This is a genomic window from Flavobacterium sp. 2 (assembly GCF_049949195.1).
In the GTDB taxonomy this organism is placed as follows: Bacteria; Bacteroidota; Bacteroidia; order Flavobacteriales; family Flavobacteriaceae; genus Flavobacterium.
This window is the reverse complement of record NZ_CP188206.1, coordinates 1,579,552-1,599,613: the sequence shown is the minus strand read 5'-3', so window position 1 is coordinate 1,599,613 and position 20,062 is coordinate 1,579,552. Positions and strand designations below refer to the sequence as shown.

19 protein-coding genes are annotated in these 20,062 nt (G+C 33.4%); 1 reads left to right on the top strand and 18 read right to left on the bottom strand.

Annotated elements, in window-relative coordinates; translation table 11 throughout:
- Positions 1–18: 18 nt before the first annotated feature.
- From ACNFIH_RS06810 to ACNFIH_RS06800, 3 genes are read right to left on the bottom strand one after another with little or no spacing between them, the layout of a single operon-like run.
- The gene (locus tag ACNFIH_RS06810; RefSeq protein WP_426486025.1) at positions 19–1,047 is read right to left on the bottom strand and encodes an aminotransferase class I/II-fold pyridoxal phosphate-dependent enzyme; all 1,029 of its coding nucleotides are present in this window, start codon (positions 1,045–1,047) and stop codon (positions 19–21) included.
- A 1-nt stretch (position 1,048) separates the two neighbouring features.
- Positions 1,049–2,059: a dipeptide epimerase gene (locus tag ACNFIH_RS06805; RefSeq protein ID WP_426486024.1), complete on the bottom strand. Its 1,011-nt coding sequence runs from the start codon at positions 2,057–2,059 to the stop codon at positions 1,049–1,051.
- Between the two features lie 29 nt (positions 2,060–2,088).
- Positions 2,089–2,892 carry an alpha/beta hydrolase gene (locus tag ACNFIH_RS06800; RefSeq protein ID WP_426486023.1) on the bottom strand — a complete coding sequence of 268 codons (804 nt, stop codon included), beginning with the start codon at positions 2,890–2,892 and terminating at the stop codon, positions 2,089–2,091.
- Between the two features lie 53 nt (positions 2,893–2,945).
- Here ACNFIH_RS06800 and ACNFIH_RS06795 point away from each other — a divergent pair, with 53 nt between their 5' ends.
- Complete coding sequence (locus ACNFIH_RS06795) at positions 2,946–3,347, top strand: TerB family tellurite resistance protein (RefSeq protein WP_426486022.1); 402 nt, start codon at positions 2,946–2,948, stop codon at positions 3,345–3,347.
- Between the two features lie 49 nt (positions 3,348–3,396).
- Here ACNFIH_RS06795 and ACNFIH_RS06790 read toward each other — a convergent pair whose 3' ends face one another.
- The 15 genes from ACNFIH_RS06790 to trmD form a co-directional block, all read right to left on the bottom strand.
- Positions 3,397–5,571: a prolyl oligopeptidase family serine peptidase gene (locus tag ACNFIH_RS06790; protein ID WP_426486021.1), complete on the bottom strand. Its 2,175-nt coding sequence runs from the start codon at positions 5,569–5,571 to the stop codon at positions 3,397–3,399.
- Positions 5,572–5,673: 102 nt separating this feature from the next.
- Positions 5,674–7,665 carry an excinuclease ABC subunit UvrB gene (gene uvrB / locus ACNFIH_RS06785; protein WP_426486020.1) on the bottom strand — a complete coding sequence of 664 codons (1,992 nt, stop codon included), beginning with the start codon at positions 7,663–7,665 and terminating at the stop codon, positions 5,674–5,676.
- Positions 7,666–7,682: 17 nt separating this feature from the next.
- On the bottom strand, positions 7,683–8,657 hold the full coding sequence (locus ACNFIH_RS06780) for an alpha/beta fold hydrolase (protein WP_426486019.1): 975 nt from the start codon (positions 8,655–8,657) through the stop codon (positions 7,683–7,685).
- Positions 8,658–8,734: 77 nt separating this feature from the next.
- Entirely contained in the window at positions 8,735–8,971 is a 237-nt protein-coding gene (locus tag ACNFIH_RS06775; protein ID WP_008462143.1) for a hypothetical protein, read from the bottom strand.
- Between the two features lie 88 nt (positions 8,972–9,059).
- Positions 9,060–9,191 (bottom strand): type II toxin-antitoxin system RelE/ParE family toxin, encoded by a 132-nt coding sequence (locus ACNFIH_RS06770; RefSeq protein ID WP_426486716.1) that lies wholly within the window; start codon positions 9,189–9,191, stop codon positions 9,060–9,062.
- Positions 9,192–9,347: 156 nt separating this feature from the next.
- Positions 9,348–9,578, bottom strand: coding sequence for a hypothetical protein (locus tag ACNFIH_RS06765; protein WP_426486018.1), 231 nt, complete (start codon positions 9,576–9,578; stop codon positions 9,348–9,350).
- A 58-nt stretch (positions 9,579–9,636) separates the two neighbouring features.
- The gene (gene rlmF / locus ACNFIH_RS06760; protein WP_426486017.1) at positions 9,637–10,581 is read right to left on the bottom strand and encodes a 23S rRNA (adenine(1618)-N(6))-methyltransferase RlmF; all 945 of its coding nucleotides are present in this window, start codon (positions 10,579–10,581) and stop codon (positions 9,637–9,639) included.
- 444 nt (positions 10,582–11,025) lie between these two features.
- Positions 11,026–11,688: a thiamine diphosphokinase gene (locus ACNFIH_RS06755; protein ID WP_426486016.1), complete on the bottom strand. Its 663-nt coding sequence runs from the start codon at positions 11,686–11,688 to the stop codon at positions 11,026–11,028.
- Positions 11,689–11,742: 54 nt separating this feature from the next.
- On the bottom strand, positions 11,743–12,189 hold the full coding sequence (locus ACNFIH_RS06750) for a DinB family protein (RefSeq protein WP_426486015.1): 447 nt from the start codon (positions 12,187–12,189) through the stop codon (positions 11,743–11,745).
- Positions 12,190–12,218: 29 nt separating this feature from the next.
- Positions 12,219–12,701 (bottom strand): GyrI-like domain-containing protein, encoded by a 483-nt coding sequence (locus ACNFIH_RS06745; protein ID WP_426486014.1) that lies wholly within the window; start codon positions 12,699–12,701, stop codon positions 12,219–12,221.
- On the bottom strand, positions 12,702–13,532 hold the full coding sequence (locus ACNFIH_RS06740) for a DUF4249 domain-containing protein (protein WP_426486013.1): 831 nt from the start codon (positions 13,530–13,532) through the stop codon (positions 12,702–12,704).
- Positions 13,533–13,558: 26 nt separating this feature from the next.
- Positions 13,559–15,943, bottom strand: coding sequence for a TonB-dependent receptor (locus ACNFIH_RS06735; protein ID WP_426486012.1), 2,385 nt, complete (start codon positions 15,941–15,943; stop codon positions 13,559–13,561).
- 152 nt (positions 15,944–16,095) lie between these two features.
- Positions 16,096–18,318: an NADP-dependent isocitrate dehydrogenase gene (locus ACNFIH_RS06730; RefSeq protein WP_426486011.1), complete on the bottom strand. Its 2,223-nt coding sequence runs from the start codon at positions 18,316–18,318 to the stop codon at positions 16,096–16,098.
- 281 nt (positions 18,319–18,599) lie between these two features.
- The gene (rplS, locus tag ACNFIH_RS06725; RefSeq protein WP_035649165.1) at positions 18,600–18,950 is read right to left on the bottom strand and encodes a 50S ribosomal protein L19; all 351 of its coding nucleotides are present in this window, start codon (positions 18,948–18,950) and stop codon (positions 18,600–18,602) included.
- Positions 18,951–19,176: 226 nt separating this feature from the next.
- Positions 19,177–19,857 (bottom strand): tRNA (guanosine(37)-N1)-methyltransferase TrmD, encoded by a 681-nt coding sequence (gene trmD, locus ACNFIH_RS06720; RefSeq protein ID WP_035649164.1) that lies wholly within the window; start codon positions 19,855–19,857, stop codon positions 19,177–19,179.
- Positions 19,858–20,062 lie beyond the last annotated feature (205 nt).

The window sequence follows — 20,062 nt, the reverse complement described above, 5'->3', positions numbered from 1 at the left end:
TAATAATTGAGTTGGTTTTTATGAATTACACGAATTTAAAATGCTTACAAGTTTATCTAAATCCTCTTTAAGATGATTTGCGGTAACAACAATTCTATTTAGTGGTTCAGCTTCTTTTGTATATTTAAAACTGGCAATAATAATCTTTTCTGTTTTTAATTTTTCAACTAATTCCTTTGATAATAAGTAAATTAAAGGATAATTTTTGTCAAATAAAATATTGCTGTTTTTTATTAATATTGAATTAATGTAACTCAAATTGTCCTTAAGTTTTCGATGCTGTGTTTTATAAATTTCAGAAGCATCAGAAAGTGTTTGTACAAAAGCAGGATTCATTCCCGCTGCACTGGTGAAAGTTTCTATTTCTGATATTTCCTTAATAAAAACTGAATTTGAAGCAATTACGCCACCTGTCAACCCAAAAGCTTTTCCTAAAGATGAAACCAGAATTTTTCTTTTAATTGGAAAGTTAATTGAAGAATAAATCCCAGAACCATTTTTACCCACAATTCCTAATGAATGCGATTCATCAATAACTAATGTGATTTCCTTTTGTTTTGAAATTTCTTTTAAAAAAGACAAATCAATAGGTTTGGTTTCAAACGAAGGAACGCCGTCAGTTAAAATCGTTATTTTTTCGGATTTCGAATCTAATAAGCGATCGTTTATTTTTTCATTAATAAAAAGAGGAAGGCTGTTTTCTGTTTTAATTGCCGAATGTGTTTCATTCAAATGAAAAAAACAATCCGTTTCTTTTTTTAATTTTTCAATAACCAATTTCCCGGCAAGCATTCCTGAAGAAACTGTAACCGCAGCTTCTGAACCGATATGTCGAGCCAAAGACCTTTCGCCGGCAATATAAGCGCTTAATTGAATATTGGCAGTTCTTGAGCTTCCATAAGTTGTTCCCCATTTTAGGATATTTTGAACAACCAAATTCTGAAAATTCTTATTGGTTGGAAGTCCTAAATAGGCAGTTCCACCAAAATACAAATACTGTTCTTGGTTAATTTCAATAATACGATCTGGAAATTTTTCGACTATCATTTTACAGAAGTGTAACTCCGGTTCCGTTTAAATCAGAATAACTTACAATGCCATTTTTAATGGTTACTCCGGTCGCAATATCTTCAGCAAGAAGCAATGCGCCATCCATGTCAACATAATCCAATTGTGGGAGTAAATGTGCAATGGCTGAAATTCCCACAGTCGATTCTGTCATGCAACCCACCATTGTTCTTAAGCCTAATTTTTTAGCTTCTTCAATCATTCGTTTTCCAGGAGTTAATCCGCCACATTTTACCAATTTCACATTTACGCCATGAAAATGATTGAAACATTTGGCAACATCTTCTTCAATAATACAGCTTTCATCAGCAATTACAGGAAGTACAGAATGTTTGAAAACTTCTTTATGCCCTTCCCAATTATCAGCTTTCATGGGCTGTTCTAAGAATTCTACACCAAGTTTTTTTAATTCTACAGCATTATTTATTGTTTCATCAACGCCCCAACCACAGTTGGCATCAATTCTGAAAACGGCATTTGTATGTTTACGAAGTTCTTTTACAATTGCGATATCTTCTTTAGTTCCTAATTTAATTTTATAAATAGGCCACGGAAGTTCCTGCATTTTTGAAACCATTTTTTCTATTGAAGCAATTCCGATTGTATAATCCGTCATTGGATTTTTCTCTGTGGTATAATTCCACAATTCGTAGAGTTTTTTACCTTTTATTCGTGCATATAAATCGTTATAAGCCAAATCCAGTGCGCATAAAGCAAACATATCGTCTTTTAAATACGGATGAATTTTTGCCCAAAAAACTTCAGGAGTTTCGATTTCTGAGGTTTCGATGATTGTTCTGATTTCTTCCAAATCCTGCATCATCATTGGAACTGTAGTTTTGTAATACGGATTTGATGTGGCTTCCCCAAAACCAGAAAAACCATTGCTTTGTAATTCGACAATCAATGAAGGTTGAAAATCAATTGATTCTCTTGAAATCGTGAAAGTATGTTTTAGTTTTAAGTTATACTCTCTTAAAATTAGTTTCATAATTTATGCTATTTTTTTTATTTTTTTGCTCAATAACCAAGCCACAAAACGGCTTTTACAAAACCGTCTCGCCATAATTTTTCATTATGTTCTCCGCCTTTGACAATTTTCGTTTTGCTGATATGAAGACAATAACAACGATTTTTGTCTAATAAACGTTCCATTTTTTCCAGATCTTTTACCATTTCGTCGCTTTCTTTATCTCCACATAAAAAATAAAATCGGGTTTTGATTTTTGGAGACTTTTCTGTAAAAGTATAAATGTCATTTGAAAACCAGAAGGAAGGCGAAAAAACGCCCGCATTTCCAAAAACTTGCGGATATTTTACAGCTGCATAATACGAAACCAAACCACCAAGCGAACTTCCCATAATCGTGGTGTTTTTGGCTTTTGTTTTGGTTCTGTAGTTTTTATCAATGTATGGTTTTAGCGTATTTACGATAAAATCAACATAATCATCTGCTTTTCCGCCGCCGTATTTTTCGTTTTTAAATGGAGTTAATTCATCGATTCGTTTTTCGTTTCCATGTTCAATCCCTACTACAATTACCGGAGCTTTCAAGCTGTCCAGTTTTTCATCGACATTCCATTCACCTACAAAAGAAGTTTTGGCATCAAATAAATTTTGAGCATCGTGCATATAAATTACGCTGTATCTTTTTTTGGTTGAAGCCGAATAACCTTCGGGAAGATAAAGCCAGATTTTTTTTGTGGTTTTGAGCTGAGGCGCTTCAATGGTAAAAGTGGAAACATTTTTTGAAGCCGTGCTTTCCTGTGCATTTCCAATATTCACGAGCAACGATAAAATAAAAAAGAAGAATCCTCGAATCATTGGTTATTGTGTTTTAGATTTAATGTAATAATTTAGCTAAAAATAATAATTTGATGAACACCGAAGAAGAAAAAAGAAGTTTACTTTTAGAAATGATTGCGTTTGCTACCATTGACGGACATTTGCATAAACGTGAGGTAGATTTTCTGTGGATTGTTGCCGAGGAATTGAATATCAGCAAAGAAGAATTTAGAGATTTATTTCATCAGGAACATGTCGTAAAAGTAAACAGATCTGAGTTTCAGCGCATTCAGCAATTCTACAGATTGGCTTTGATTATGCATTGCGATGGTATATTACATGAAAAAGAATCGAAAGCGATACATCAAATTGCGCTTGAAATGGGATTAAATCCTACTGCAGTAAAACGCGTTTTAGAATTGATGAAAAAGGCACCAAATGTGATTATTGATCCAAATAAATTATTGAGAGTTTTTCAGGAACAGCATAATTAAAAAAGAAACAAGGACTGTATTATTACAGTCCTTATTTTTTATGTGGGAATTATTTTTTTGAGATTTGAAATTTTGGATGACCAGTATTAGCATAAGCAAAACTAATTATGTCACCAGAAATCTCCATGTTTTTTGATTTGCTGTTCCCTAATCCATGTCCAGCTTCAAAATCAGTAAAAAACAGTATTTGTTTATCAGATGAATTTGAATTTTGAAGTAATGCAGCAAATTTTGCAGGTTCCCATGCAGTAACACGAGGATCATTTATTCCCGCATTGATTAATGTTGCCGGATATGCAGTTCCTTTCACAATATGATGAAAAGCATCCATCTCTAATAAAGCTTTAAAATCATTTGGGTCTTTTACTGTGCCAAACTCTGGAATATTGACAGGACCATTGGCTTGAATTTCTGCTCGGATAGTATTTAATGAACCCGCTTGAATTATTGATGCAGCAAATAAGTCAGGGCGCTCTGTAATCGCTCTTCCAATTAGTATTCCGCCTGCGCTATCGCCTCGAATCGCGATTTTTTTGGATGTAGTGTATTTTTTACTAATCAAATATTCTGCTGTAGAGATCAGATCCTTCCATGTATTAGGTTTGGTTTCTTTAAAACCTCCCTTATGCCATTTGTCACCCAGTTCTCCACCGCCTCTAACATGAGCAACAACATAAACACCACCATAAAGGCAATAAGGTAAAAGACGACTAGGACTAAAATATGGTTGCATTGAGGTTCCGTAAGACCCATATCCTCCTATAAGTACAGGATTATCACTATTTAATTTGATGTTTTTGTTGTAAATAAGCGAAACAGGAACCATAACACCATCATGTGAAGGTATCATGATTTCTTTAGAGATAATGTCTTTGAATTCTGGATATTCGACAGGTTTTGTTAAAGGCTGAAAAGTAAATGCATTGGTTTTAGGATTATAAAAATATCTTTTTGGCTCAGAAATCCAACCCTCAATTGTTATCCAAATGTCACTTTTGTCTGTACTTATTATTGAAAAGGATGCTGAACCTGCCTGAAAAGGTAATTTTAGTTCAATTGCTTTAGTTGTATTTTTTGCTAAAAAATAAACTTTGGCCTCGACACCATTCTCAACAATTGAATAATATAAGCCGTCTTTTGTAATGTTATAAGTAGTTATTTTTCCATTTTTTGGTTCTTCAACTACAGTTATGGCATTTTCTATTTCAGGATGCGAAAGAGGAACTTTAATGATTTTGAAATTAGATGCATTTTTGAAAGTTGAATAATAGATAAATTCATTATCAGTTAGAAAGTTAACAATTTCATCTTTTTGACTGACAAGACTTTTCCAGGTTTTAGGAGAAAAATTATTATTGAAATCACAGGTGTATAATTTAATTCTATTGTCTACAGTTCTTATAAGAGCGTAATTCTTGTTTGAGCTTTTTCTATAAATATTATAAGGATATTCTTCAGGAAGGATATTAAGTTCAGGATTGGTGACATTCGAAAGAAATTCAGCGTCTTCTTTTTCAGTTTGACCTAATTTATGATAATAGACTTTAGTATTTAACGATCTATTTTCATCTTTGACATCAGAAGAATTAAGTCTTGTAAATGTAAAAGAGTTTCCATCAGGAAACCAGGAAACATAACTGTCCCAACATTTATCTAATGTTTCAGGATATGTTTTACCAGTAATATCCATTATAAACAGTTCACCAATTTCGGAACCGTTTTGAGAAACTTCAATGGCAACTTTGTCTCCTTCAATATTTGGAGTAATTGCGGTTATATTATAAGTTGTGCCATTAGTTTTTTTGTAGCTTACTGGGTCAAAAAGTAATATTTCAGTACCATCAAATCCTTGCCTGTAATATAGCTTAGGATTTTCGTCATTTACGTTTCTTTTTAGATAGAAATAGTTGTTATTTTCTGTTATTTCTAACTCAGTAATTGTACTACCTCTTCTAGAACTTAATTCCTTTAATTTTTTTATTAAATTTTCACGTTCAGGAATCTCGTTTAATTTTTCACGAGCATAAGCCGCATTGCTTTTCATCCAATCTATTACTTTTGGATCGTTAAGATTTTCTAGATAACGATAAGGATCGGATATTGTTTTTCCAAAATAATTATCGGTGACTATGATTTCTGGAGCTGGTTGTGGTTTATTTTGTGCGTAAAGTGAAATTATGGAACCTAAAAATGAAGTAGTAACTAGAAGGAATCGGTTATTCATGTTGTTTGTTTGGTTTATAACTTAGGATTAAATAAAATATCGCGTGTTTTTGTAAGTGTAAATTTATAAAAACATTTTACTTAAGCAATAGTTATAAAATTTTTACGGCAATTGTTCCTGAAGCTTTTTGATATCATCACGAAGTTTGGCGGCCTGCATAAAATCTAATTCTTTTGCAGCTTTTTCCATTGATTTTCGTTTCTCGCGAATTAATTTTTCTAGATCAGTTTTAGACATATATGCCGTTTCCGGTTCGGCGGCAACTGGCAAAGTATGGCCTAATTCGTATTCTACTAAAGGATTTTTAGTAAAGGCGCTGTCGATTTTTTTATTTAGAGCCTGAGGCGTAATACCGTTTTCAGTATTAAAATTGATCTGTTTTGTTCTTCGGTAATTCGTTTCGTCAATTGTTCTTTGCATGCTGGCTGTGATTTTATCGGCATACATAATGGCTTTTCCGTTTAAATTTCTTGCAGCACGTCCAATAGTTTGAGTTAAAGATCTGTGGTTTCTTAAAAAACCTTCTTTATCCGCATCAAGAATCGCAACTAATGAAACTTCTGGCAAATCCAGACCTTCACGAAGCAAGTTTACTCCAATTAAAACATCAAAAATACCTTTTCTCAAATCCTGCATGATTTCGATACGTTCTAAAGTGTCAACTTCAGAATGTATGTAACGACAGCGAATATTTACTTTTGTCAAATATTTGGCTAATTCTTCGGCCATTCTTTTAGTTAAAGTTGTTACCAAAACTCTTTCATCCAATTCGCATCGCACCTGAATTTCTTCAATCAAATCATCAATTTGATTTAAACTTGGGCGTACTTCAATAATAGGATCTAATAATCCGGTTGGACGAATAATTTGTTCGACATAAATTCCGTCTGACTTTTGCAATTCGTAATCGGCAGGAGTTGCAGAAACGTAAATTACCTGATTTTGTAAAGCTTCAAATTCTTCAAATTTTAAAGGACGGTTGTCCATTGCGGCAGGTAATCTAAATCCGTATTCAACTAGGTTTTCTTTACGACTGCGATCGCCTCCATACATGGCATGAACCTGCGAAACGGTAACGTGACTTTCGTCAACAACCATTAAAAAATCGCTCGGAAAATAATCTAATAAACAGAAAGGTCGTGTTCCTGCTTCACGTCCGTCAAGGTAACGGGAATAATTTTCAATTCCAGAACAATAACCCAATTCCCGAATCATTTCTAAATCGAAATTCGTTCTTTCTTCCAGTCGTTTGGCTTCTAAATGTTTGCCTATTTCTTTAAAATAATCAACCTGTTTCACTAAATCCTGCTGAATTTGCCAAATGGCGCCTTGTAAAACTTCCGGAGAAGTCACAAACATATTAGCTGGATAAATGGTCAGTCTTTTGAATTTTTCAATTACCTGCGAAGTTTTGGCATCAAATGATTCTATTTCTTCGATTTCATCTCCAAAAAAATGAATTCGATACGCATCATCAGCATAACTTGGATACACCTCAACTGTGTCACCTTTGATTCTGAAAGTTCCCGGATTAAAATCGGCTTCTGTTCTTGCGTACAAACTCTGAACTAAGCTATGTAATAATTTTGTTCTCGAAATAACCTGATCTCGGGTAATTTCAATTACATTTTTCTGAAATTCTACGGGATTTCCAATACCATACAAACAAGAAACTGAAGCGACAACCAAAACATCGCGACGCCCTGAAAGTAGGGAAGAAGTAGTGCTTAAACGCATCTTTTCTAATTCTTCATTGATAGATAAATCTTTCTCAATAAAAACGCCTGTAACAGGCATAAAAGCTTCTGGCTGATAATAGTCGTAATAAGAAACGAAATATTCAACCGCATTATTTGGAAAAAACTGCTTGAATTCTGAATACAATTGCGCCGCCAAAGTTTTATTGTGTGCCAAAACCAAAGTAGGGCGTTGTACTTCCTGAATAACATTTGCAACCGTAAATGTTTTTCCGGATCCTGTAACTCCTAATAAGGTTTGATATTTTTCGCCATCAACAACACCTTGTGCTAATTTTTGTATGGCTTGTGGCTGATCTCCTTTCGGACTATATTCGGAAGTTACTTGAAAATTCATTTTCTACTGCTGAAAAATTAGTTTTGTAAAGATACAAAGTTTGAAGGCTTTTCGAAAAAATTAATCATAGCGTCGTTTACAAATTTTGACTGATCGATACTCAAAAAATGACCGGCATCTGTAATCATTATTGTTTTGGCGTTTGGCAGATATTTTTTTGCCCGTTCCAAACTTTCATCTGAATTTATAACGTCTTTATCACCAATTAAAACCAAAACAGGATTCTGAATCGACCTTAATTCATCATCGGAGAAAGGCGTCATTTTGAGCATACTGGAATTGGATTTAGCATATTTATTGGCCAAATAAAATTGTCTGTTATAAACAGGGCTAATTTTTTCTGGATGAGTAGAAAAGGTTTTTAATGTTTTGCTGAATTTCTTTTCGCTAGGAAAAAGTTTTAAAAGTAAAGCGGATGATGTTTTTCTAGGTTTATCAATAAATTTAAAAGTCTGTGCCGGACTTAATAAAACAATTTTATCAATAGAATTCTTTTTTTGAACAGCCAATAATGTCGCAATCCAGCCTCCGCGTGAAGCGCCAATAATATCAAATTTCTTTAATTTATAATGATTGAAAATTTCGTTGTAACAAATCACAATTTCTTCTGATGAAAGCGGTTTTGCAGTTAAAGTTGATTTATTGGGTTCCATTAAAAAATCAATGGCATAAACGCGATGATTTTTGGCTAAAGTTTTAATATTTGGATACCACATCGTAGAACTCGCGTCCATACCGTGAAGCAGAACAAGATCTTTTCCATTTTTTGGACCGGAAATAATAACGTGGGCGGTTCCAAAAGTGGTTTTTACATTTTCTTCTGTATAAGGAACATCCCAAAGTTCAAGCGCTTTATCATAGGCCGCTGTATAATTTTGTTTATCGCTTTTGGTTTTAAAAACATAATCATCAAATTTAGTTTCTTTTGAAGATGCGCAACCAGCGAGTATTATAATAAGGAATAAACCAACGAACGTTTTTGAAGTACTCATAAAATTCAATTTACTTTAAAGGTACAACAATCTAATCTCGAGGCTATTTCAGAATTTTATCTGAAACTATCATAATTTTAAGATTTATCATTTTTTGATGTCAGATAATAAATCTGTACAAATGCTAAAATAGCATTCGGAATAATTACGGGCCAAAGCCATTGATTAAAATCTCTATAGTCGTTTAAAAAAATACCATAAATGACAAAGCAGATACAGCCAAACATATTAATAAACCGAATTGTTCTGAGGTTTTTCAGTAAAAAACCTCCAACAATAAAAACAGATGCGAGATAACCAACATATTCTGCCATAGTCTTGATATTTAATTGTTTACACTAAATGTAGTGAAATGAAATTATATTTTCAAGAATTGGTGTTGAAAATCAGTGTTTTAAAAGATTAGATTTTTTTTGGATTTTGACTTGTATGCCGAATTCTTAAAATATGAATTTCTGTGGAAGTTATTTTATAAGATATACGATAGCTATAAATTTCATAAGCTCTGTAATTTTTATGATTTGGAATCTTCATTTCATCCAATTCATATATTTCCCAATTTGTACTTAAAATTGAAACAGAGTTATAAATTGAAATCAATTACTTTATTTGGAATGTTTTCGCTTTTGGATTCTTTAAATAAATGCGAGTGAATTTTTTCAAGCTGATTAAGAGAAGTCTTAGACCAAATTATTTTTTTCTCCATTGTTCTATTTTATTCTTGACATCATCATGAGAATAAAAATTACCTTTTTCAATATCCTCTTCTGCGACTTTTAACTCATCATTATATTGTTCCAAATATTCTTTAGGAGAAGTTTTTCGGCTATCTAAAATCGTTTTTAATGCTGATAAAAACGTATCGTCATCAATTTTTTCAACTTCAGAAATCAAAATATTTTTAAGTTGAAGAGTGTTCATAGTATTATAATTTACTCGAAGTTACAAAACAAAATTTAATATGATGGCTGAAGAAATCTTAAAATTTCCACATTTTTTGTTCCGCCTCACTTAAAAAACTCCAGGCAACAATACGGCTATTTTTTTGGCCTTGCGCCATATCAATTGTTTTGACTGAAACGGCGTTTACTTTTTTCAGAATTTTGTAAATCGACGAAAGATTTTCTTTTTTAGAAACTAAAGTAGTAAACCATAAGCATTGTGAAGCGTATTTTGCACTTTCGTAAATCATTTGGGTAACAAATCCGATTTCACCGCCGTTGCACCATAATTCTGCGTTATGACCGCCAAAATTCAGAACAGGATTTGTGTTTCTTTTTTCTTTTAAATTTGAAACTTTTCTTGAAGCGCTTTTGTTTGCTTCTTCTGCCGAAGCATGAAAAGGCGGATTGCACATAGTGAAAGTGAATCGGTCTTCGGGAATAATAATGTTTTTGAAAATAAATCGGGATTCAGTTTGTTGCTGTAAACTGATTGCATCAATTAATCTCGGATTGTTTTCAATAATTTTACTGCAGTTTTCAATTGCTTTTTTGTCGATATCCGTACCAACAAAACTCCAATCGTAAATACAATATCCTAATATCGGATAAATCAAATTTGCACCTGTTCCGATATCCAGACCTAAAACAGAATTTCCTTTTGGAACAATTCCATTGTTTGTTTCGGCTAATAAATCGGCGATATAATGAATATAATCAGCACGTCCTGGAATTGGTGGACACAAATAATTTTTAGGAATATCCCAATTTTGAATATCGTAATACGTTTGCAATAAAGCTTTATTAAGCGTTTTAACTGCAAGCGGATTGCTGAAATCGATGGTTTCGATTCCGTGTTTGTTGATGGAAACAAAAACTTTTAATTCGGGACAATTTGAAATCAGTTTTTCAAAATCATAGCGATCGCGATGAAGATTTCTTGGATGTAAAATGTTTTTTTCAGAATTGTCGTTTGCTTTCATTTTTGTTGATTTCGACTGCAAAGATAGTTAATCCTTTTTTGTGACGTTCTCTGAAGAAATTTCATTTTCGTTTATAGCTTTCCGATAAAATACTAAGTTTAATATTGAAGCCACAACGATTAAAGCAATAAAAAAAATGCATAACGTTGCTAAGCATACCCATATTTCACTCTCTTCAAAGATATGTTTAAAGAAATTGTATTTTATTAGATAATCGGGTAAGAAACAGGCTATTGCTGCTGATGTTATCCAATGTAAACCAACCAAGATATTTATGACAAATTTAGATTTGAAAGAATCTAAGTATTTATATAAAAAATTGTCCGATAAAATTTTAGTTAAATAAGAGAGGCCAGCAACCACAAAAACGATGCAAAATATAAAGAATTTTATTCGGGGATCGTTGTTATATGTCATAAGTCAGTTTTGAATTCAGAAAACAATTTAATCAAAACATTCCATCATTAAAAGATCACCTTCACGATGTATGATAGTTACAATCCCATCTTGTTCAACAGAATTGCTGCTTCCTGTTCTGTAGCCCATTGTAAGCGTATCGTTTTGCAATTCGTATTTTAAATTAGTCGAATAAATACCATTTACGACACCAATTGGAATCAGAGAAATTGGAGTTTTTGCCGTGTACCATTTCTCGAATTTTGAAGGCAGTAAAAATATTTTAGAATGATCGTCAAGAATTACAATTTTGAGTAAATTGCGGTAACGAACAATGTTAGTAAGATTTGTAATAGTATGATCGGCACGTTTTCCGGTTGCCCAGACAACATTTACGGCCGGAATTTTTCTTTCGATTAAATAATCAAATGCTTTTTCTAAATCAGTTTTATTTTGATCTGGCGTGTGAACAATTTCTATTGGATATTGTGATGTTTTATAGATTTCCGGATCAAAACCGCGGTCAAAATCGCCCAAAAGCACATCGACTTTTATGCCTAATTCAATAACGCGTTCAATTGCTGAATCAAGAACAACAACAAGAGGTGACCATTCAAGCAATTGCCCTAATAATTCGCTGCTGCAGGCGGCTCCGTTAGCAATAATTAAAGCAGGTTCCTGATCGTCGCGAACTATATGATGTGATGACATATGGAGATTTTTGAATGTGATGCAAAGTTAAGGCTAGAATTTAGATTTTGTAGATTAAAAATCCAGCAATCTTCTGTGGTAATTTATCTGTCCTAAATGATAGGCTAAATGTGTTGAAAGATGAACTAAAAAGAATCCGGTTGTCATTTCTTTTTCGAAAACAATTTGAGGATAAATTGCTTCTAAATCGGTTTCTTTTAAAGAATCTAAGGCATTGTTTACGACAATTAATGTTTCGTCGATTTTTTGAATCAATTCTGTTTTTGGAATATCTTTTAAAGAAAATTCCAACGGACGATTTCGAACATAACCTGTTTTTCCAATTTCTGCCCCAATAAAGTTATTGATATTTCCGATTAAATGGAGACAAAGATTTCCTGCTGAATTTGAAATGTTTTTGTCAATTTCCCAAATTCTGCTTTCGTTTTGATACGATTCGATTTCAACTTTTAGTCTTTTTAAATCTCGTTCAAATAACGATTTAAGGGTTTCAATTAGCATAGTATTTTGAATTTATAGGAAATAATTAATTAAGGTCTATTTTTTATCGGAATCCAGATTTCTTCTTCAGAATCAGGATCGTCTTTTTTGTATTTTTCATCCATTACGGCAAAATGTGGTCGATCGTCAACAGTATATTCAGAATTTGGAAGCCATTCTGCAAAAATAGTATGGTAGGTTTTGTGACCTTCACTTGCCGGGCCTTTATGAATAAAAACAGCATAAATTCCTGTCGGAATTATTAATTTTTCCATTTCTGGTGGAATTGCAGCGTAATTTTTAACTTCTACTGCAGCCCATTTTTGGAAAGTTTTACTGGCGTCAAAATTGTCAAAATAGCCATTTGGAAAAACTTCAAGGGAATATAAATTAGAATCAATATTATTTTTGATTTCCTTTCGTCTTGGCATAAAACCGTTCCACAATTGAAAAGTATGATTCTCAATAAACGACATTACAATATGCTTGCCGACTAATTTTTTTTCGGTTAAAATTTTAATTTGGGCTTCCATTTAGTTGGTTTGTTTTATCGTGAATTTTTTTAAATCGGTTTCGCTCAGTGAAAAATAGCCAAGTGGATAATTTTCTTTATTGGTTGTGTTGATTATGTTTCCTTTTACTGTTGCAGGAGGTGATTGAAAAGGTCCGCCAACGTTTGTACCTGCAATGCTTACTAAGATACTCATATAATTGTAATATTGCTTTGAGATTCCGAAGTGGGTAATTTCAATTTCGTCTCCAGATTTTAATTCGTCATCATCGGAAAGACTGAAAAATTCATTCCCTTGAAAAAACTTATCTTCATCAACATAATAGTTCGATTTAATTTTACTTGAATACACGTATTTATACAAATAGAAATTATCGGCATCAGCAGGATCATTGTAATATGCTTTGATTTCGATGTCTTTTCCAGTAAAGCCGCCTTCGTTATTTTGTTCGATATGTGTTATCGGTGCAACAGATTGCATCTTTTCAGTTGCCGTATAAGTTTGTCCGTTTGAAATTACCGTCAAAGTATATTCCTGATTTAAAACAGGTTTGAAATTGGTACAGATATAACGGCCGGTTTTCGGAACTTCATTAAAATTAAATTGTTCATTAGCACTGTTTTTTATATAAATTTTCGCGCCAGAAACTGTCGGAATTACGTTTTCAAAATAGCCAGTTGTAGTGGTTAATTTTATGGTTTGCTGTCGGCCAGTAGTTCCTTTTTGCCAGTTTATTGCTGCTTCAATGACTAATTTTGGAGGAGCGGTATCCAAATCGACATCGACAACTTCTTCACAACTTGTGGCAAAGATGGAAACAAAAATTATGAGATATAAAACTACTTTTTTCATGATATTTTTTTAACAAAAAGTTATATTTAAAACCTGAAATTGTAACTTACTGCAGGAACAATTCCGAAAATAGATGTTTTTACGGCTTCATTGTCACCCGTGTCTACATTTTGTCGGAAATTTATTGAAGCAGCGTTTTTTCGATTATACAAATTATAAATGCTGAAAACCCATTCGCCTTTCCAGTTTCGATCTTTGTTTTTTCTCGGAGTCAAAGTTGCTGAAACATCTAAATGATGATACGCTGGCAAGCGATTTTCGTTTCGAAGGCCGTAGCTTGGAACTGTGATTCCTAAATATTCATATTGCCCGTTAGGATAAGTAACTGGCATTCCGGACTGTAAAGCAAAGTTAGCACCAAATGACCATTTTTCGTTCAAATTATAAGCTGAAGTTATGGCTAAATTGTGTGTTTTGTCATAAGCCGAATTGTACCATTGTCCGTTATTAATTCCGGTTTCTTCAGGAGTTCTTCCTGGAGTCTGCTGTTCTGATTTTGATAAAGTGTATGAAATCCATCCATTAAATTTCCCTTCATTTTTCTTTACCATGATTTCTAAACCATAAGCGCGCATTTGTCCGTTCAGAATCACTTGCTCAATAGCATTATTTGCAATTAAATCGGCGCCGTCAATGTAATCAAGTCGGTTTTGAATTTCTTTATAATAGGTTTCGACTTCTAAGGAATAAGCACCGTTTTTGATATTTCTGAAATATCCGAGCGCCACCTGATCAGCAATTTGGGGTTTGATATAATTATCGCTTGGCATCCAAACGTCAAGCGGAGTAGGCGATGAGGTATTTGAAATCAACTGAAGATATTGTGCCATTCGATTGTAGCTCGCTTTTAATGCTTCATCATCATTTAATTGATAAGAAACAGAAAAACGAGGCTCTAGATTATTGTAATCTTTGATCGATTTGTTTTTTCCATAATATTCTGTTCCAATAGGAGTTGCTTTTTCATAAATCTGCATATCCGAATTGAAAAGAACCGGATTGTTGTTTTCGTAAAGATTTACAGAAGAAGGGCCTAAACGATAAAACAAACTGTATCGCAATCCGTATGCAATTGTAATTTTCTTCGAAAGCTGATTTTCGGCATCAATATAAACAGAAGGCTCAAAAGCATATTTTTTATCCAATTGATCAGGATTAATTCCTGAATCAGGCCCGCTTGGTTTTATAGTTCCCGGATTAAATTTGTAATAAATTCCGTTTAAGCCGTAACTCAATTTGAATTTATCTGAAATATAATGTTTGAAATCGTATTTAATATTATAGTTTTGAATGCCTGAATCCCATTTAAATCCAACAAAATCAAGATCTAATCCGTAATAATAATCGCTGTAAATTAAAGATAGATTTGAAAATAATTTATCAGAATACAAATGATTCCAACGAAGATTCAGAGTCGAATTTCCGTAAATATTCGTGAAACTTTTGTTTAAACTGAAAACATCGCGTCCAAAATACCCTGATAAATACAAACTATTATTATCATTTAATTTATAACTCAATTTGGTATTCAAATCATAAAAATAAGCCGAATTGTCCTTTTGATCTTCGGAAAGCTTTAGAAATAAATGAGCATAAGAAGCTCTTCCGCCAATTAAAAAAGAACCTTTGTCTTTTACCAAAGGACCTTCTGCTAAAAGTCGGCTCGAAATCAATCCGATTCCTCCACTTAAATGAAAATCTTTACTGTTTCCATCTTTCTGATAAATATCCAAAACAGAAGAAGCTCTTCCTCCAAAACGCGCTGGAATTCCGCCTTTATATAGTTTTAAATCTTTAATCGCATCCGGATTAAAAACGGAGAAAAAACCAAAAACATGAGAAGAATTGAAAATTGTCGCTTCGTCCAATAAAATTAAATTCTGATCAGCGCCACCGCCACGAACATTGAATCCTGATGCGCCTTCACCCGCATTTGTAACTCCTGGAAGCAATAAAATAGATTTTAAAACGTCAACTTCGCCCAAAACTACCGGCATTTTTTTGATGGTTGCAATGGAGAGTTTGTTCGCACTCATTTCCGGGGATTTGATATTGACTTTGCCTTTGTTTTCCTTGATGACAACTTCCTGCAGTTCCTGACCTTCGCCTTCGCTGAGGCTGAAATTCATTTTGGTATTTTGATTTAAAATTATTGTTTGCTGAATGGTTTGGTATCCAACATAGCTAATTTCTATTTGATGTTCTCCTTTTGGAATAGTTAGCGAATAAAAACCATATTCGTTTGTAGTGGTTCCAATTTTCAAAGAAGGAATGTAAATATTGACTGCAATTAAAGTTTCGTTGCTTTTATTGTCCTTTATAGTACCGCTCAAGGTGAATTTTTCCTGAGCAAATGAAGTAAACGCCGTTAAAACGAAAATTATAAGAATGCCAATTTTTCTTGAAATCATCTTTTTGATTTTGGTTTACATAGTTAAGAATTCTTACTAATATATTAAAATGGAACAGCTGTTAAATGTTGGTTAAGATAAAACAAAAAAGACAACCCATAAAGGTTGTCTTTTTTTATTTACTTCTAACAGTACATTATTATGTTCTGTTATTATTTGATTTTAGCAATAATAGCATTGAATGTTTCACTAGGACGCATTGCTTTGCTTACTAATTCAGGAGTTGGTTGGTAATATCCTCCAATGTTTTGCGCTTTTCCTTGAGCACCAATTAATTCAGCATCTATTTTAGCTTCGTTAGCTTCAAATTCAGCAGCAATTGGAGTGAAAATTGCTTTTAATTCTGCATCTTTATTTTGAGCAGCCAAAGCCTGTGCCCAATAGAATGCTAAATAGAAGTGAGATCCACGGTTATCAATCTGACCAACTTTACGAGCTGGAGATTTATCATTTGCTAAGAATTTATCGTTTGCCTGATCTAAAGTCTCAGATAAAACAATTGCTTTAGAATTGTCTAAAGTTTGTCCTAAATGCTCTAAAGAAGCGCCAAGAGCTAAAAATTCTCCTAATGAATCCCAACGTAAGTATCCTTCTTCAGTAAATTGCTCAACGTGTTTAGGAGCAGAACCTCCAGCACCAGTTTCGAACAATCCACCACCGTTCATTAAAGGAACGATAGATAACATTTTTGCAGAAGTTCCTAACTCAAGAATTGGGAATAAATCTGTTAAATAGTCACGTAAAACGTTTCCTGTTACAGAAATAGTATCTAAACCTTTGATGATTCTGTCTAACGTAAATTCAGTAGCAGCAACTGGGTTTAAAATACGAATATCTAAGTTTGTAGTATCGTAGTCTTTAAGGTATTTTTGAACTTTTACGATTAATTCTCTATCGTGTGCTCTGTTTTCGTCTAACCAGAAAACAGCAGGAGTACTAGATAAACGAGCTCTGTTTACAGCTAGTTTAACCCAGTCCTGAATAGGAGCGTCTTTTGCCTGGCACATTCTGAAAATATCGTTTGTTTCAACGTTTTGTTCCATTAAAACATTTCCGTTTGCATCTACAACGCGAACAACACCATCAGCTTTCAATTGGAAAGTTTTATCGTGAGATCCGTATTCTTCAGCTTTTTGAGCCATTAATCCAACGTTTGGAACACTTCCCATTGTTTTTGGATCAAAAGCACCGTGTTTTTTACAGAAGTCAATAGTTGCAGTATAAATTCCAGCGTAAGAACGATCTGGAATAACAGCAAATGTATCTTGTGCTTTACCTTCTTTGTTCCACATTTGTCCAGAAGTACGGATCATTGCAGGCATAGAAGCATCAACAATTACATCTGAAGGAACGTGTAAGTTTGTAATTCCTTTATCAGAATTAACCATTGCTAAAGCTGGTCCGTTTGCGATTGCCTGATCGATTGCCGCTTCAACTTCAGCTTGCTCAGGTCTTCCAGCAATTTTAGCGTAGATATCGCCTAAACCATTTCTAGTATCAATGTTTAATTCAGCGAATAAAGATTCGTATTTTTTGAAAACATCTGCAAAATATACTTCAACGATAGCGCCAAAGATAATTGGATCAGAAACTTTCATCATTGTAGCTTTTAAGTGTACAGAAAGTAAAACTCCTGCCGCTTTAGCTTCAGCAATTACATCAGCAGCGAAAGCTTTCAATTTGCTTACACTTAAAACTGAACTATCAATAATTTCTCCTGCTTTTAGCGGAGTACTTGCTTTTAAAACAGTTGTAGTTCCGTCTTTAGCAACGAATTCGATTTTTACATCATTAGCTTCAGCAACAGTAAGTGATTTTTCACTTCCGTAGAAATCGCCGTTTGGCATTGAAGCAACTTTAGTTTTTGAGTCAGCAGACCAAGCACCCATTGAATGCGGATTTGCTTTTGCAAAGTTTTTAACGGCTCTTGGAGCTCTACGATCAGAGTTTCCTTCACGTAAAACTGGGTTTACGGCAGAACCTAAAACTTTTGCATATTTTGCTTTAATTTCTTTTTCAGCATCCGTTTGAGGATCTTCAGGGAAATTTGGAACATTATATCCGTGAGATTGTAATTCAGCAATAGCTGCTTTTAATTGAGGAACAGATGCAGAAACGTTTGGCAATTTGATGATGTTAGCTTCAGGTTTTGTAGCTAGTTGGCCAAGTTCAGATAAAGCATCTCCGGTTTTTTGAGCATCTGTTAATGATTCAGGAAAGTTAGATAAAATTCTTCCTGCTAAAGAGATGTCTCTGGTTTCAATAGCGATACCTGCTGTAGAAGTAAACGCCTGCACAATTGGTAACAAAGAATAAGTCGCTAATAATGGCGCCTCATCAGTTAAGGTGTAAAAAATTTTTGAATTCTGTGTCATTTTTTTTTTTTTTTATAATCGTGTCGTCACGAGATGACGATATGAAAAGTATAGTCGGCTCAAAACGAGCGGAGCAAATATAATAAAAACAGTCCGAAATCGGTGTAGTTTTGTTTAGAAATGGTTGAATTATCAGATTGTTATTTCGTGCTTCTTAAATTGTCAAATCGATGATTTTGATATTAAAAAATTACAGTTTTAATATTGGTTCAAAAGAAGACATAAAAAAAACTCGTTTCAAGTAATATGAAACGAGTTTTTTATAACAGATTGATAAATGATTATCTTCTTTTATCTTTAATCTTAGCTTTTTTACCAGTAAGTTCTCTGAAGTAGAAAATTCTAGCTCTACGTACAGCACCTTTCTTGTTGATTTCAATTTTTTGTAAAGCTGGTAAGTTTACTGGGAAGATACGCTCAACTCCAATAGCTCCAGACATTTTACGGATTGTAAAAGTTTCTGTGTTACCAGAACCTCTTCTTTGGATTACAACTCCTTTGAAAAACTGAGTTCTAGTTTTTTCACCCTCTTTAATTTCGTAGAAAACTGTGATAGTGTCTCCAGCTCCGAAAACAGGGAAATCTTTTTTAGCAACGAATTCGTTTTGAACGAATTTTAATAAATCTGCCATGATAATTTTATTATTATAGTTTTATATCGAGCAACATTCACGGATCTCGCCAGAGGTTGGTCAAATTCGGGTGCAAATGTAAAAAATAATTATGAATTATAAATTGTAAATTGTAAATTATTTTAAGTTGCTGAAAAAAAGTTGTTTAAAGTGTTTTTATTTCAGGTTTTTGCTTTGTGAATTGGCCTGAAACTTGAAACCTGAAACTTGAAACTTGAAACAGAAATTAATGCCCTTCAAGCAAATCTGGTCGTCTGTTTTTAGTATGTTCAAAAGCCTTGTCTTCGCGCCATTTGTCAATTTTGGCTGCATGACCGCTGGTTAAAACTTCCGGAACTTTCCATCCTTTATAATCTGCGGGTCTTGTATATATAGGCCCTGAAAGTAGATTATCCTGAAAACTATCGGTCAAAGCAGAAGTTTCATCACTTAAAACACCAGGAATTAATCTAATTAATGCATCAGATAAAACGATGGCGCCTAATTCTCCGCCAGACAATACATAATCACCAATCGAAATTTCTTTGGTAATAAAATGATCTCGCACTCTTTGGTCAACACCTTTGTAATGTCCGCATAAAATAATAATGTTTTCATACATCGACATTGTATTGGCCATTTTTTGATTCAGTGTTTCTCCGTCAGGCGACATATATATGATTTCGTCATATTCACGCTGACTTTTCAAGTGTGTAATGCAGTCGTCAATTGGCTGAATCGTCATTACCATTCCTGCACCGCCGCCAAAAGGATAATCATCAACACTTTTTTGTCTGTTGGTGCTATAATCACGAAGATTGTGAAAATGTACTTCGACTAAACCTTTGTCAATAGCACGTTTCATAATAGAAGCCTCAAACGGGCTTCTTAATAATTCAGGTAAAAGTGTGATAATATCAATTCGCATTTCTCTTTTTCAAAAGTTTGGGGGCAAAGATACAAAGTAAATATGGAGAAATTTTAAAAATAGGAATTCAATAAAAGAATATCCTTTTTTAAGTAAAAAGGGATGGTCATGGGTGTAGTTTTTTTGTGACTTAAGATATTGTTTATCAGATTGATAAATAATAATTATATAACATTAAAATGTTTTTATGTAAAACAATATTCCT